The sequence below is a fragment of the Brasilonema bromeliae SPC951 genome (assembly GCF_012912135.1).
Classification (GTDB): domain Bacteria; phylum Cyanobacteriota; class Cyanobacteriia; order Cyanobacteriales; family Nostocaceae; genus Brasilonema; species Brasilonema bromeliae.
Genome location: NZ_QMEB01000019.1, coordinates 1 through 15041 on the forward strand (window position 1 = coordinate 1; position 15041 = coordinate 15041).

Here is a 15041-nt window from a genome sequence, read left to right on the forward strand (position 1 = left end):
GTACTGGGGGTGGTGGTGGTGTTGGTATTGGGGGTGGAGTTGGTATTGATGGCTGTTCGCTGACCGCAGGTGCTGGAGGTGGCGTAGTTATAGTTGGTGGCGGGGGGCTGCTTTGTGTTGTCTCTACGAATGGATCACCAAACGCAACTGCTGTTGGTGGTATGGCTGCTGAATGAGGGAATGTGTAATCAGCACCATTAACCGACATAGGTTGTGGTTGTACAAGTGGCTCAGGGTTAACCAGAGGCGGTACATCTGGTGCAATATCAGGTGCGACAGTTGCGGCGGCAACTGCAGTGGGAGTAGCTGCACGCAGGTTATAACCACACTGACCGCAAAAAGCTGCATCTGCTTGCACGGTTGCCCCACAACTGGGACAGTTACTAGTAGCTGGTAATGGGGTATAGCAAGCTTCACACTGGACAGCGCCGTCTGGGTTTGGGTGATTGCAATTAGGGCAGACGATCATGAGGTTAAGTTAGCCTTTGTTGTTGTTCAATGGTATAATAGTGCCTTGAAGCAGAGGGGCAACTCTAGCTTTCGATTCTAACAAGTCTGTTTGAAGGCAGAAGTATGAAGTCTTATGAAGTGTAATAGAATTCCATGCCTCATACTTCATCCCTCTTGTTTTATCCTGCGTCCTTTTTCAGGTCACTTCCAGCTGCTGCATCTAGCAACCACCAAAGTTCTCCTTGAGGTTGAATTAAGCGGGATGGGTAAGTGAATTCATCCGCCACTGGTGCAAAGACTTGAGCAAGAGCTGGTCTTTTATTCGCACCAGCTACAACAAAGATAACGCAGTGGGCAGAGTTAATGAATGGATATGTGAAGGTGATGCGAGGGTTTCCATCTTTGTTCCCTACGGTGATCAGCTTATCTGTAACCTTTAAAGCTTCCGTGTGGGGAAACAAAGATGCGGTGTGAGCATCATCTCCCATTCCTAATAAATTGACATCTAAAGCAGGAAATTCTCCCGGTGAAGCGTGAAAAAATTCTTGCAGATGTCTTTCGTACTTAGCCGCTGCTACTGCGGGGTCAGCTTCATCTGTAGGTATGGGGTGGATGTTACCTGGTGGGATTTCAACGCGATCTAACCACGCACGACGCGTCATCAGCTGATTGCTATCTGGATGGTCAGGTGAAACGTAACGCTCATCTCCCCAAAACACATGAATTTTGTCCCAAGGCAGTTTCTGGGTAGAGATTGCTTCATACAACGGTTTAGGTGTACTACCACCAGACAAGGCAATGGTAAACTGCCCACGCTGTTTGATAGCTATTTCTATTTTAGACAAGATCAATTCAAGCGCTCGCGCAATTAGCGCTTTTTGATCACAAAGAACTTCAACTTTTTTGCTCATCGCGTCATTATCACACTAGCGACTTCCAGCAATACAATAGCGAAATAATGACAACTTCCGTTTTTACTTTTTGAAACTTTTAACATCATTCTCTCTGAATGGATCTATACCCTAGGTGAGCCGTTGTACAAAATTCTTGCCAAATCGTAACAAAAATTTTTATAAACAACGACAGGAACTAAACCGCCTCTTTTTCAAGGGCGGATGTAGCGACGGAAGCGATTTAAATCCCTGTACTACAATCATATCAGTCAGCACAAAACTTGAAAACCTACCCCCTTCCCAGGGAAAGCTGAGCGCTTTACCTCGAATCAAGGAAATTTTCCGGAAATATCACTCGGTTCTTCTGGGCTAAGGGGGTGAACCGCTTAACTCGACTACTTGTTTTGGATATAAGAAGCGGAATATTGTTTGAATTTGCGACTATTAAGAGCACAGAGCTGTTTTAGCCTTGGTAGAGATCATTCCAGTTTGCGATCGCTTCACGTTGAGCAATTAACAATTGTTGAATGCCTTTTTGGGCAAAATCCAGTAGAGAATTGAGTTGGGTACGGCTAAAACTACCGGACTCAGCAGTTCCCTGAACTTCTATTATCCCCAACTGCTGATTCATCACCACATTAAAATCTACCTCAGCCCTGACATCTTCAATGTAGTTGAGATCCAAAAATGGCTCACCTTGCAACAATCCTACAGAAATCGCTGCTACCTGTCCAATGATGGGCGATCGCTCTAACACTCCCTGCTGCAACAATGTAGAAATTGCATGAGCTAACGCCACAAACCCGCCTGTAATCGCAGTCGTCCTCGTTCCTGCATCTGCTTGCAACACATCCGCATCGACAGTCAGCGTGCGTTCTCCTATCGCCTCTAAATCTAATGCTGCTCTCAAACTACGTCCAATCAAACGTTGGATTTCTTGAGTTCGTCCAGACAACTTCAGAAATTCTCGTTCTTGCCGTTGCGGTGTGGCTGATGGTAACATTCGATATTCCGCAGTTAGCCAACCTTTACCAGTTCCTTCTAGAAACTTAGGGACTCCCTGTGTCACGCTGACGCTACAAAGTACTTGAGTGTCGCCACATTTTGTGAGAACAGCAGCAGGCGCAAAGCGCGTAAAATTTTGCTGAAAGCTAATAGGACGTAGTTGGTAGGATTGCCGACCGTCTGGACGCTGCCAAGCCATTGGGTTTGCCTCAAAATTTGTATCCACAATACAGTCGGTTATGCTTTGAGTATTAGGGCTTAAGTATTATAAAGCTTCACTCATTTTTTAGCCAAGAGTTTGGTACTCTAAAAAAGATAAGCTCAAAACTTTTGTCTCAAAACCTATTGGGAAGTTATCAGCAAAGTAATTATATCTTGCTGCACCGCTTCTGGTGACTGGTCTCCGTTGATAGTTAATAAGCGGCGGCGACGGTCGTAGTACTCTAAAATGGGAACAGTACGATCATAAAAAGTTTCGACACGACGCTGCACAATTTCCGGTAGATCATCTGGAAGAAAACGCCCCATTGAACGATTCACCATAACCGCCTGTGGGACTTGTAAATAAATTGCCCAGTCCAAATTGTGCCCTAGATGGTCTAACAAAAAGTCAAGTTCTTCAGCTTGCTCTGCTGTACGGGGATAACCCTCCAATACCCAACCATCCTTAAAATCAGGCTTTTTTAGCTCAATCTGAATGGATTCAATGATCATTTCGTTCGTGACGAGTTCCCCTGTCTCCATGTATGACTGTGGAAGATGACTGAGATACGGAAAAGATGGGATTGCAAAGCGGCGCTGGTGACCCAACAGGTTTGCTGCATCTTGTTCTGCGCTTCCTTCAGGGAGAGAATTTTCTGGAGAAAAACCTTCTGGGCAAAAAACGGCGATGCTCCTGCAGGAAGCCGCTCTTTGGGCGATCGCATCTCGTAATATTTCATCACTGGAAATAAGAGGAATATTAAAGTATGTGCAAAGCCCTTGTGCTTGAGTGCTTTTCCCTGCTCCTGAACCTCCTATGATCACTAATTTCACAACAATTTACTCCTCATTTTTTGATCAGAACTCACTATGCTGCTCAGTTATATGTTTTCATTTTTACAACTACTTTCCGAAAAAAGGCAATCATCTCGGTTTCGATAACTCTTGACTTCAGGATAAATGTAGTGTTTGACTAAGAATGCAACGCACGCAAATACATTACGTATCGTCAAAAGCAACTAGGTTATACAGTCTACGTTCGCCAGAAAAAATCTCAGCAAAAGCACTTTATTTTGTTGTATTATTTTAGATATTATTATGGTTGCTCAGTTAGAAACCCCGAGCTTAAATTCAACCCTCGATTTTCCATACTCCGTTGAAGGTATAGTACAAGTTTTCACTAGCTCTCATCGTAGCTTTTTTACGAGCGTCATGTCTCAAGCACTGAGAATCGCAGGTCAAGGCACAGCAGTGTTAGTAGTACAGTTTCTCAAGGGTGGGATACGTCAAGGACAAGAAAACCCCATCCGACTGGGACAAAAGTTAGATTGGATTCGCTGTGATTTGCCTCGTTGCATTGATACACCACACTTGGACGAAAGCGAAACGAAATCTCTACAAAAGTTGTGGCAACATACACAAAAGGTAGTCTTAGAAGGTCAGTATTCTCTGGTAGTATTAGACGAGCTCAGCTTAGCCATTCACTTTGGCTTAATTGCTGAAACAGAAGTTCTAGCATTTCTGGACAAACGCCCGAACCATGTCGATATCATCTTCACAGGATCACAAATGCCCAAATCTATTTTAGAAATAGCAGATCAAATCACCGAAATCCGTCGTAGTCATCAACCGTAATTCAGTGTATCGATACCGAGTGCTAAGTCCTAAGTGATGAGTTTCATTGTTGATCTGACTTATCACTCGGATTCAGTGACTCTTCTCTAACAAGCGTGAGTTCGCGCTATTCTAGTTATTCGGTGTGAAGTACCCACCACCAAAACGGAGTACCGTTTATGGTGGGGGCTTCGCGTCTCACTCGCCGTTGCTCTGTTAGGTACATCCATTGCTGAATGTTCGTCACTCAAGACGATCCAAGTCTTACACAGCGTCTCTCGGTTTGCACCGTTTATCTCCTCAAAGGGAGAACCCGCGCAGCCGCCCTGCTTCCCAAGGCAGTAATTGTTTTTCCGTACATTCCTGTGTGGTTTATCTTTTACCGCAGAGCGTAATCATACGAACCAGTGACCGGAATCTTTTCTCCTTTCTCTCGCTCTTAGACTTGGTAAGCGTCGAACCGCTACTGTGACCGTTTGTTATGAGCCGAGTGAGTGGGTCGCAACCAATATTATTATACCAGACATAATCGGAAATTTACGGTTAAATTGACAATTCCGCGCTAACGCGCCGCTCCGCTAACATGCATCTTTGTCTTTTCTTCCCTGCGGGAAGATGAGCGCCTTCAGATGCAATCGTCATTGTCCGCCTTATATCGCACCACTAATCGGAGTACCGATATAGTGGGGGACTTACGGCGACAAAGTTAAATAAATAGGAAAGTAGTGATTAGAAACGACATGATAATATTACAGTGATTTGCATGAGTAAAAGCACTTCTACAAGATGCGGTATAATCAAAAACTTAACTATTGCTGAAGCTTGAAAGAGGGGCAAAGCCTCTGCGTATTGAATGTATTTAAAGAACAACAAAAAAAATTTTTACCTTGAAGGTTATGAATTGAGAGCAAAATAACTAAAGCAGAAGCTTCAATTCGTTCATCAGAGATTCAGAATTGGAGGTAAATGATGAAGTCTAAAACACCCTAATATGGAGAAGTAAATGTTAAAAAATGACAGGTGGATAATTGAGCAAGCTCAATTGGGTATGATTGAACCTTTTGAACCTAGTTTGGTTCGTGCAGTTTCGATAGATAGCACAGGTTTACTTCGTCCAGTTCTGAGTTATGGACTTTCTTCTTATGGATATGATATAAGGTTGTCACCTGTAGAATTTAAGGTATTCCGTCATATTCCTGGCACAGTCGTTAATCCTAAAAGATTCAACCCTGATAATCTTGAATCTGTACCATTACACTCTGATGAAGATGGTGATTATTTTATTATTCCTGCACACTCTTATGGTTTAGGGGTTGCACTAGAACGGCTTGTCATCCCAGCTAATATTACCTGTTTATTTATTGGCAAATCTACATATGCTCGTTGTGGGTTAATCTGGAACCTGACTCCCGGAGAAAGTGGTTGGACAGGCTGGCTGACACTGGAGGTGTCGAATTCCTCTAGTGCTGATTGTCGAGTATTCGCCAATGAAGGTGTAGTTCAAGCTTTGTTCATGGAAGGCGAACCATGTGGAACCACTTATGCAGATCGTGCTGGAAAATATCAAGATCAGCCTCATAAAGTGACGCTAGCTAAAGTTTAATAGATATAGCAATCCTAAATGAGTTGTGAAATTATTCGTTGAGGTGGGGAACAGGGAACAGGGAACAGGGAACAGGGAAGAAGAATGTGCAAATGTACTTTGTTTTTTCAGAAATGAAATAGGACTGCTATATGATTGAAAGTAGGAGTTATACCATACCAGTCAAACAGCCGAATACTGAAAGATTAAAGAAAATGGTACTCTCGAAACGAGATATGATTCGATGAAATCATACCAAAGCTTCACTACAAACAATCATGGGTATTGGTTGAGAGAATGTAGGTAAACTGTTATCTTGCCATTGATGCATATTATGTTGAAGGTAAATTTGCGCCAGTTGAGTGAACAATTCTTGACCTGTGAAACTATCACGCCGCAATTTATTTAACTCTCGGTTAACTGCTTGATTCACACAAGCGCGAAACTTTTGTTCCAAAATATTGATCTGACTTTTGAGTTCTTCATCTGCGATCGCTTTAAAAAAGATCCTCAATTCCCGCAGAATATATCTTTGACCTTGAGTCAAACGCCCCTTAAACTCTCTTTCCGCTTGGCGATGCTTCACTTCTTCTGCAAATTGACGTTTGAGACGCATAACTGTAGAATTATGTTCTTGGGGAAGTGTTGAAGTAGGAGTGGTGGTATCAGCTTTAATTGCACCCAAGATGCGGGGGATATCCCTAGAAATTATTTCCCCTCTGTCGTCCAATAAAAATAACTGCTGGTAGCCTTTTAGATCAGGTTTACTGGGGTCTGAAGCTTCACAGAAAACATATGTTCCCTTTTGCTGCATAGAGAATTTAGCTGTACGAATACCATGCGGTAAATGAGCAATTCGTTCATATTCTGAGGGGTTATCTTTTTGTAATTTTCTCAGGATTTCTTCAGCCTCATTTAAATCCAAGAAATCCTCTTCTGCTTCAAAATCAAAAAGACTCAACTGTTTGCCTTGTTGTTCGTAAATGGCATACATAGCTTCTTCGTTGAGTTGCTCAGTTCGGTCAAGAATGGCAGCATCTTCACCGATAGTATCATGAATTTCCTGAATTCTATTTTTAAGCTTTTGCTTCAAACCTAAATTGCGTTCAATGCCTAATTCAGGTAAAAAGTTGTATCCATAAATAACATCTTTTTCGCTACCAATTCTGTCTATACGACCAAAACGCTGAATCAATTTTACTGGATTCCAGTGCAAATCATAATTTATTATCAGGTCACCGTCTTGGAGATTTAAACCTTCTGCCAAGACATCGGTAGCAATCAGTGTATTGATTTCTGATTCACCTGGTTTAAATTTATATTCCTTGTTAGCGTTAGGCGCAAATCTTCCCACTAAACGCGCTTTATTTTTGTTGCTACCACTATAAATGACATCAAAATCATCTCGTTGTCCGCCTGGGTTTAAGTTCTCATATAGATACTTTGCAGTATCTGCATACTGAGTGAATATTAACCGTTTTTTATTTTTCAGACTAGGTTTAGATAACCACTTTATAAGAGTTTGTAATTTTGTATCTTTATCAGCGGTGATAGGTTCAACTAATGCCAAAATATTTTTTAGCAGTTTAATATCATGCTCGATATGCTGTTGTAATTTTTCGGTATAAAAATCTGCTATGTCGTATTTATCAGAGACTTTTTGCAATCCATCCATCAAATCTTGTTCTTCTGCTTGGTTATAATCTTCCGATAGCAGAGTTTGGGCTTCTTCTCCTGCTGCGACAAATCCTTGGGACAGTGCTTTTAAAAACCTTTCATGCACTATCAAGAGTTTTCTGATAGATTCTTGAAAAGCGTAAACACTGGATTCAAAGCGCTTAAACAACAGCACTCGCATGAGTCCTCGCAAGTTAGCGCCTGCGCGTTGCAATGTGTTATAAGGTTCTTGCTTTTGTTTCGGTTTTAAAACATAATTCCACAGTCCATAACGCGCATAACTGAGTTCGTTAGTTGGTGGTTTGGCTAATTGGCGCTTGCGAGATTTACCCAAGTATTGACGTAACTCTTCGTATAGTCCTTGGTATGTGTCCTCAATGCTGTACTCAATAGTTTCTAGTTCTCGCTTGGGGAAAAAGCGATGCTTTCCACCAACGATGACATAAGCGCGTCGGGTTCCGTCTAGGTACTCACGAAAGTTAGCTGGATCTACTGCTTGTTGAGTTTGTGAGTCGAAACCGTAAAAACGTAGAATATGGTTGCGGGTTCGACGAATCAGGATATGAGAGAGTAATTCTTGTAACTTTTTCTCGCCTTTTTCAACTAACTGGAAGTATTCTTTTAAATCAGGAGGGTCTATTGGGAGGTCAGTTTTGTCGTCTTGATGAAATAGTTTTAGCTGGTGGTAGATATCCCAAGCACTCTTATTTCGCGGAGTTGCTGTTAATAAGCAACAACGTTTCCCAGCACCTAAAAAAGCTTCGACTACTTTATATCTTTGAGTCGTGTGATTTCGCAGGTTATGGCTTTCGTCTATAAGTACAAAATCTCTATCTTGAAATCTGAAATCATCTAATAAAACTTTGAAGCCGCTTTCCTCGTCTTCTTTGAGCATTCCCATTGAAAGAACACGAGCATTTAGCTGGTAGACTTCGTTGTAGCGTTCCCACATTTCTATGAGTGGTGCAGGACAAATAATTAAAGGACGTGCGCGTTCTGTTTGTTCAAATCTTTTAACAATTGCAGCGCCAATAAAGCTTTTTCCCAGTCCGACGACATCGGAGACGAAAGCGCCGCCATAGTCTCTGATATTTTGCACAGCATTATTAACAGCGACTTTTTGAAAATCTGCTAATTGTTTAGTAATTGCGTCTTCTAAAATTAGGTCTTTTGGTGCGGTATCTTCTAATCTTTCTTTTACTAAACTATAGAGAGTTTTCATATAAACATCATAAGGACGGACTGTAGAACCCGCCCAAGATTGTTTCATTTCTCTCATCAAGGCTTCGTTAAAATCTTCCGCTTCGTTCCACAGTTCATTAAACCAGTGAGTTAATTCTGTATGGTTATCGTTTCCGTGAATAACTACATTGAGTTCGGTATTATGGGTGATACCAGAAAGGGTAAGATTGGATGAACCAACTATAGCAATGCCTTTCTCAGCACGTTCTAAGGCTCTACCTTTATGATCGTAAACAGTACCGTAGTCAAAAATATAAGCCTTGGCGTGTAAAGTTCCTTTGGTGTAAAGCCGGACATGAAGCCGTTTTTCTTCAATCATCTGCACGAGATTTTTTACCAGTATCTCAGCTTCATCTGTCTGATCCATGAGTTCGATACTAGAACGGATATTGGCTGCTGTAACGTTCGCCATCCGTTTTTCTTCACTGCGCTTGGGATATTTTTGCGCTTCGATTTTATCTTCAATTAATTCTAGTCTTCGGTATCCTTGGGCTATTTGTTCAATGGTTTCGCGATTGCTAGTATTGCCAATTAGCAGACGTAATTCTTTTATGTTGGGGAGGCGTTCTGCAATGGCGGTGAAGCCAGAAATAAAGAAGTAACCTACCGCAAAATGAGCCGCTTCTGAGGAGTCGAGAATGCGCTTGATTTGGTCTACTAATTTTTGATTGCGATTATCTATTATATCGTGGGTAGGCATGGTTTTTTATTTAACCCAGAGGCGCAGAGAAAGGCGATCGTCAAGCTTGAAATTGTTGGCTTTGTGGATAAATCACTACTGATGTATCTATATAAATCAATACGGTTCAGTTAGTGGTATTTAAGATCCCCCAACCACGCCAGGTGCTACAACGGGGGGAACCCCCGCAACGCACTGGCTCCCCTTAAAAAGGGGGCTTAGTTCCCTCCTTTTTAAGGAGGGCTAGGGAGGATCAACCCTTAACTGAACTGTATTGCTATATAAATAACGCCACAAGAGGGAAGTCTTAGCTGTCCCATGAATCCCGTTCCTCTTGTAGCTGTCTATCTATTTCTTCAGCAGTTTTTGATGGACGTTTAGCATGAACTTCTTCCAGAATTTCTATTACAGAACGCTGTTTTACTTTAGGCTTTTCCGGCAAAATAACAAATACATCAACGGTGTCACCAATCTCAGCTTCTGGAAGTTCTATTTCTATCTTGTTTCCTGGTAAAACTTTGGTTGTAATGCGTAAAGCTGCTTGCATAATTTATAAAACCTTAAAGAGTAAAGACATCTTCGTAAACATCTGTCATTGTTAGGGTTAACCCTACCGAGTCTAATTTTAGGTCATCACCCTTGAACAAAGTTTGCACTGACCAATTTCCTTGGTTATCTTTACGATAAACTTCTACTTTGATTTCATCTTGGGAAACTAATACATATTCCCGTAAGCTTTCTAAAGTTCGGTAATTAACAAGTTTTTCTCGTCTGTCTGTTACTTCTGTGCTAGGTGAGAGAACTTCTATGATTAAACAAGGATAATTTAAGCAAAAGCGGTCTTGGTCTTGGCGATGCTCCAGCAGGGAGCCGCCCAAAGGGCGATCGCAGGTGACTACGACATCAGGATAGTAAAATATACTTTTATTTTGGCTGGCTAATTCTATCCTGACTTTCATGTCAGCCATAAAAACACTACAGGAACCACCCCGTAAATGGGAACGTAGTCTGCTGGCGATATTGAGGGTAATTATATTGTGTTCCTTGCTACCACCAGACATGGCGAATACTTGACCGCCAAGATATTCATGGCGGATTTCGCTCTTATCTTCGGCTTTGAGGTATTCTTCAACGGTGAAAAAGTTTACAGGGGATTGCATAATTTTTCCCTCAGCAATTCTTAATACTACGAGCGAGATTTGTTCTCTTCTCTATTGTCCTACAAGCCATAAAGGGCGGCGACTCGCTCATCTATTTCTTTCTCCCATGCTTGACAGTCAACGCCTTTTGCGTCTAGGCATTTTTGGACTAGTTTAGATATGGCTTCTCGTTCTGTAGTTGAAGCATTGGGGATAGGAATTTTACTAATATAGATTGCTCTTAACTCTAACCGTCCACCTTTATCAGCATCGCCAAGTACAGAACAAAAATTTTTTAGGTATTCCCATATAGATGAAGAGTTAAGCACTCCAAGAAGGTAAAGATCAGGAACAGGAATAATAAAACCTTTATCGTTAGTGAATGCACCTGTTGTATCAAAGGCAAAACGCGACTCTTTTGCAATAACCGGATAGACAATTTTAGGCTTATCAAATGCAGTGTAGTAAGCTACTTCATCTTGAATCTCATACCATTTATAAGAGCCGGATTTTCGACCTAACCATTCTTTAGATGCAGACCAATTACGAGGTTTTGGTTCTAACTGTATTTGCCACTGTGCTAGAAGTGCTTTAATAGCTGGATAAGCATTTATATCAATTCCTCTTCTTGTGAAAATGAGCCATTTGTCCTGATAGTTATAGCAGTCGCCACCTCAGTCAGGACGTAGGATAGATGAAGAAGTGATTAGTTTCCGGATTCCTATGGCAAACCCTTACAGTTATGACCTACGACGAAAAGTGATCGAGGCGATTGAACTCAATGGAATGAAGCGCTCTTGAGCGAGTGAATTCTTCAATATCAGTCGCAATACCATCAATACATGGTTCCAACGTCGGAAGCAAACGGGTGACTTTAATGCCAAAGTCAGAGCGCATGGGGGTAGTGGTCACAAAATTACCGACACGGAGTTGTTTCGAGCCTTTGTGGAAACCCACGGGGACAAAACTCAGGCGGAAATAGCTCAACTGCTAATCGCCTCGATTTTTGATGCCGAACGTGCTTGCTAAAACTCTACATTGGGGATTATTTTGTAGTTGAACGAAATCTAGGAATCTCTTATGAAAAACCGTCGTCAGCGCGTGAGTCGTTCAACTATTCGGAAATATAGTGCCGAACTTGAACAGCGTTTGAGAGAGCAGTCCAAGCTCGAACGCTTAGAAAAATTATCAGAGTTTAGGGATTGGCTAATACATGGGCTATTGGTTCTACTCTTGATCCTAGGCGGAGTATTTTTTAGCTTAGTGGATAGAGTTTTTGACTTATTGTATTGCAAAATTTTACAACTCTTCCCATTTTTCTCGTGTTCCGGCGATACCATTGTAAGAGCAACACGTAAGGATCCAATTTACGTACTGTTAATGTATTTTTTGATATATTTTATTTTTATTGTTGTTTTCAAGTTATACGTGGAGGATAAGAAAAAACGTAGCCAAAACACCCATACTAATAGTGTTTGCAATGAGTATGACGATTACGATACCGATGATGACTATGACCACGATCGTTAGTCAAAATAACTATAGCGACAGTGACTACAATGACTACTAAATGTAACGAACTGCTAACAAGAAGTGATAAGCGCACTCGATGGTTTAGATCGTCTAGTAAAGCGATCAATTCCAAAAAAGCAATCTTTATGATATGTAGTATAACGCTCTACCTCTGATGAAATTGATATTCAAAGCTATATGAACAATATGTATATTCTTCTACAAACTTCAAAGTACAATTTAATTTACTTGTTACGGTATAGATCCCAGTGTTTTCACTGAAAGCAAAACATTGGTTTACTATCCTTTATCCTTCACTTGATTGATTTATCTTGCTCATAACTCAACTCTTGTTCCATTGACAAGACGAATTCTGCTTTTTGTAACTCTGTCCCTAAGTACATAGCATGCTCAACTTGCAAGCCCGGACAACTAGCTGCTATTTGTTGATACAGTTGTTTTGCAGACTTACCTAAAAAGCAGTTCACAACTTCTCCAGAACCAGGAGTCATCTGTTCGACAAGAATTTTGCCGTCTTGTACAGCAATCACAAAACTGCCTACGGGGTCTGCATAATCTCGCTGCTGACAAATTTTGGTATACTGAGACTGAATAACTTTTTCTGCATTTTCCCAGCAGTCATCATAAATATGGGCGCTTTGACTGACAGTAATTAATGGTCCCATTTTTAAGAAATGAGTTGAGAACTTGCATATTTCATCTCGAATATGTTGTTGCAAAGCACGCAATCCCATTGCATTTGCGGGCCATGCTGAAAACATATCATTACTGCGCAAAGTCGCGGTTATTGAAAGTTCATTATCAACTATTCTGACCCAAATATGATTCAGGCAAGGCGGACTATCATTAGCATCATTGGTAACATCCCACAAAGACATGACCGCCCTAGCTGAATCAATATCAATGACTAGTTTATCAATGACTTGCTGAATTTGGTCGCGTCCAAACCAAGAACGTAAACGTTGACCGTATGTATACTTCACTCCTTCTTGGTTGGGTGCATCGTCTAAAATCTGCGAAATATATTCTTGCAAAAAACTACGGTCAATTGGCAAATAATTGGGTTCTGGAAAATAAAATTTTTCTGGTTCTGAAGTAACAACTGCTATTAAATCAATCAATTCTTGCCATTGTCCCTCATATACAGTCGGTCGAATTGTTCCGGTTGTTTTAATTAAATGGATGATTTTTACCCAAGTTTCAGCTATCGTCTTACCCTCGACTCTGTGCCCATAGCGTTGTCCTGGTAAAACAGTTGGTACTAAAGTAGACATGGGAAATTCTAATGGAAAACCCCAAGGTTCCACCGCTTCTGTTTGAGCAAAAGATTTCACCAGAGTACAAGCTTCAGTGATTGATTTCGCTTCTTGAAACTCTATAGACTGACGCAGTTTTTCTAACGCACTGGCTTCAACTTCAATATCAATATATCCTGCATAAGCTGAGCGAATTACCCAGCAACGTCGTCCAGTATCGCTCAATCCTTCTTCAAAGCCATTGCGGAAAAAGTCTAATAAGCAAATCCCAGCACCGGCGTTTTTGTCTTCTCTGGTGGCGTTGAGAACAACCAAGTAGCGGACATGGGGATTATAAAGCAAATTGCGAATCAGTAAGTTTATCCCCCTTGTGGGCGAGTAGAGCTGTCCAATGACAGCATATTCTTGGGGGTGTAGATGTTTGGCGATCGCCCCCTTTACACTCCACCCCGTAATCACTGCTGTCTGACCTTGACCATAAATCAACTGCTTAGGCTTGTGCAGTGCGTTGTAGTTATATTTGATTGCCTTGCCCGTTGCTGTCATGGTTGATTGCCAGAAAGTCAAAACAATCTTTTATCTTAACATATCACCACCGCTTGCTCTGGCAAATTGTTCACAATACCAACTAGGACTTACGCACCATCTGCCAGAAACCCGGTTTCTTCGTTCGTATTTGGTTGCTAAACAGACGATTTTTGGTAGAAACCGGGTTTCTTTGCGTAAGTCCTGCCAACTCAGCTGACACCAACACGGCGCGCCTGATTGCTCATCTACTTTACATTTTTTAATATTAACGTTACACTTCTTTACATAACAGCAATTATTTCGTTAGGACATTTCCATGCAGTACAAAGGTGCCATTATTGACGAGGCCGGCAAAATGAACAATTTTGCGCTAGAACCAAAGGTGTATGTGGATGAGCAAGGCGATCGCACCGGTTTAACTCCCTACGCTGAACTTCTCAACGGTCGTTTGGCAATGATTGGTTTTGTATCTTTGATAGCGTTGGAAGTGTTTACAGGACATGGCGTTTTTGGTTTGTTCAGAAGTTTGTAAAAACACATCCTGTTAAAAACAAATTTTTATCATGCTCGTAGATACACAAGACGCAAGATTTTGCGTCTTTTGTTTGTAAAAGCTACCCGTCAGAGAGAGTATCTATAGGGACATAATGCGGTAGTGTTCTCTTGTGGCTAAAAGAGAACTAAAGCTGGTAATTATGAGCAACGTGCCCAAAATCGACCGTCAAAGGGAGCATCAAGCAAACGAGCGGACATTTCTCGCTTGGCTACGCACTTCAATAGCATTAATTGGCTTTGGTTTTGCTATTGCTAGATTTGGTCTATTTATACGCCAGCTGAATTTTACTCTGACTCAACAGCAACATGAACCATCACCATATCCCTTTTTCACCTCAGAAAATTTGGGTATCAGTTTGGTAATCTTTGGTATTCTGACTTTACTTTTAGCAGTCTGGCGATATAACCAAGTTTTTTCCCAAATTGAAGAAGGTAACTATCAACCCAGTAAGTTTACTGTTTGGGTAATGACTGGAGTAGTGATTATTTTTGGAATTCTCAGTATTCCTTTGCTGCTTTTACGAAGTCATGTGCCCCGTTCCACGTATCCGCTCCCAAATCAGCCCCAGTCACGTAATTTTCGTTAAATTGAAAAAATCTTGATTGAATAAAAATATACTAACAAGACAGAGCAAGTGTCATCTGTAAAAAGGTTTTATTAATCACAAACTATTGGTATATTGAAAA

At 41.3% G+C, this 15041-nt stretch carries 14 protein-coding genes; 5 read left to right on the forward strand and 9 right to left on the reverse strand.

Features of this window, described 5'->3' with window-relative positions; translation table 11 throughout:
- The 4 genes from DP116_RS04210 to DP116_RS30105 form a co-directional block, all read right to left on the reverse strand.
- Positions 1 to 469 (reverse strand): zinc ribbon domain-containing protein (locus DP116_RS04210; RefSeq protein WP_169153982.1); only part of this gene is annotated, 469 nt, incomplete at its 3' end.
- 160 nt (positions 470 to 629) lie between these two features.
- On the reverse strand, positions 630 to 1361 hold the full coding sequence (gene pgl, locus DP116_RS04215; protein ID WP_169153983.1) for a 6-phosphogluconolactonase: 732 nt from the start codon (positions 1359 to 1361) through the stop codon (positions 630 to 632).
- Between the two features lie 445 nt (positions 1362 to 1806).
- Complete coding sequence (gene rph, locus DP116_RS04220) at positions 1807 to 2547, reverse strand: ribonuclease PH (RefSeq protein ID WP_169153984.1); 741 nt, start codon at positions 2545 to 2547, stop codon at positions 1807 to 1809.
- A gap of 143 nt (positions 2548 to 2690) precedes the next feature.
- The gene (locus DP116_RS30105; RefSeq protein ID WP_339381611.1) at positions 2691 to 3383 is read right to left on the reverse strand and encodes an adenylate kinase family protein; all 693 of its coding nucleotides are present in this window, start codon (positions 3381 to 3383) and stop codon (positions 2691 to 2693) included.
- 264 nt (positions 3384 to 3647) lie between these two features.
- Here DP116_RS30105 and DP116_RS04235 point away from each other — a divergent pair, with 264 nt between their 5' ends.
- Both DP116_RS04235 and dcd read left to right on the forward strand, forming a co-directional pair.
- Positions 3648 to 4184, forward strand: a complete 537-nt coding sequence (locus DP116_RS04235) for a P-loop NTPase family protein (RefSeq protein ID WP_169153985.1) — start codon at positions 3648 to 3650, stop codon at positions 4182 to 4184.
- A gap of 982 nt (positions 4185 to 5166) precedes the next feature.
- A complete protein-coding gene (gene dcd, locus DP116_RS04245; RefSeq protein WP_169153986.1) occupies positions 5167 to 5766 on the forward strand; it encodes a dCTP deaminase in 600 nt (199 codons plus the stop codon).
- A 229-nt stretch (positions 5767 to 5995) separates the two neighbouring features.
- Here dcd and DP116_RS04250 read toward each other — a convergent pair whose 3' ends face one another.
- From DP116_RS04250 to DP116_RS04265, 4 genes are all read right to left on the reverse strand, one after another.
- Positions 5996 to 9364: a helicase-related protein gene (locus tag DP116_RS04250; protein WP_169153987.1), complete on the reverse strand. Its 3369-nt coding sequence runs from the start codon at positions 9362 to 9364 to the stop codon at positions 5996 to 5998.
- Positions 9365 to 9650: 286 nt separating this feature from the next.
- Entirely contained in the window at positions 9651 to 9890 is a 240-nt protein-coding gene (locus DP116_RS04255) for a hypothetical protein (RefSeq protein ID WP_169153988.1), read from the reverse strand.
- 13 nt (positions 9891 to 9903) lie between these two features.
- Positions 9904 to 10503 carry a Uma2 family endonuclease gene (locus DP116_RS04260; protein ID WP_169153989.1) on the reverse strand — a complete coding sequence of 200 codons (600 nt, stop codon included), beginning with the start codon at positions 10501 to 10503 and terminating at the stop codon, positions 9904 to 9906.
- 59 nt (positions 10504 to 10562) lie between these two features.
- On the reverse strand, positions 10563 to 11120 hold the full coding sequence (locus DP116_RS04265; RefSeq protein ID WP_169154017.1) for a TaqI-like C-terminal specificity domain-containing protein: 558 nt from the start codon (positions 11118 to 11120) through the stop codon (positions 10563 to 10565).
- Positions 11121 to 11562: 442 nt separating this feature from the next.
- Here DP116_RS04265 and DP116_RS04275 point away from each other — a divergent pair, with 442 nt between their 5' ends.
- Positions 11563 to 12012: a hypothetical protein gene (locus DP116_RS04275; protein WP_169153991.1), complete on the forward strand. Its 450-nt coding sequence runs from the start codon at positions 11563 to 11565 to the stop codon at positions 12010 to 12012.
- A gap of 296 nt (positions 12013 to 12308) precedes the next feature.
- On the opposite strand, the gene DP116_RS04280 is transcribed toward DP116_RS04275, so the two are convergent.
- Positions 12309 to 13817, reverse strand: coding sequence for a thymidylate synthase (locus DP116_RS04280; protein ID WP_169153992.1), 1509 nt, complete (start codon positions 13815 to 13817; stop codon positions 12309 to 12311).
- A gap of 298 nt (positions 13818 to 14115) precedes the next feature.
- Here DP116_RS04280 and DP116_RS04285 point away from each other — a divergent pair, with 298 nt between their 5' ends.
- Entirely contained in the window at positions 14116 to 14331 is a 216-nt protein-coding gene (locus tag DP116_RS04285; RefSeq protein ID WP_169153993.1) for a CAB/ELIP/HLIP family chlorophyll-binding protein, read from the forward strand.
- Positions 14332 to 14494: 163 nt separating this feature from the next.
- Positions 14495 to 14941 (forward strand): YidH family protein, encoded by a 447-nt coding sequence (locus tag DP116_RS04290; RefSeq protein ID WP_169153994.1) that lies wholly within the window; start codon positions 14495 to 14497, stop codon positions 14939 to 14941.
- The last annotated feature ends 100 nt before the right edge of the window (positions 14942 to 15041 follow it).

Bases quoted from the DNA above. Each gene is read 5' to 3' on its own strand.
- rph (WP_169153984.1), bottom strand. From the start codon at position 2,547: ATGGCTTGGCAGCGTCCAGACGGTCGGCAATCCTACCAACTACGTCCT.
- DP116_RS04255 (WP_169153988.1), bottom strand. From the start codon at position 9,890: ATGCAAGCAGCTTTACGCATTACAACCAAAGTTTTACCAGGAAACAAG.
- DP116_RS04260 (WP_169153989.1), bottom strand. From the start codon at position 10,503: ATGCAATCCCCTGTAAACTTTTTCACCGTTGAAGAATACCTCAAAGCC.
- DP116_RS04250 (WP_169153987.1), bottom strand. From the start codon at position 9,364: ATGCCTACCCACGATATAATAGATAATCGCAATCAAAAATTAGTAGAC.
- DP116_RS04280 (WP_169153992.1), bottom strand. From the start codon at position 13,817: ATGACAGCAACGGGCAAGGCAATCAAATATAACTACAACGCACTGCAC.
- pgl (WP_169153983.1), bottom strand. From the start codon at position 1,361: ATGAGCAAAAAAGTTGAAGTTCTTTGTGATCAAAAAGCGCTAATTGCG.
- DP116_RS04275 (WP_169153991.1), top strand. From the start codon at position 11,563: ATGAAAAACCGTCGTCAGCGCGTGAGTCGTTCAACTATTCGGAAATAT.
- DP116_RS04235 (WP_169153985.1), top strand. From the start codon at position 3,648: ATGGTTGCTCAGTTAGAAACCCCGAGCTTAAATTCAACCCTCGATTTT.
- dcd (WP_169153986.1), top strand. From the start codon at position 5,167: ATGTTAAAAAATGACAGGTGGATAATTGAGCAAGCTCAATTGGGTATG.
- DP116_RS04290 (WP_169153994.1), top strand. From the start codon at position 14,495: ATGAGCAACGTGCCCAAAATCGACCGTCAAAGGGAGCATCAAGCAAAC.
- DP116_RS04285 (WP_169153993.1), top strand. From the start codon at position 14,116: ATGCAGTACAAAGGTGCCATTATTGACGAGGCCGGCAAAATGAACAAT.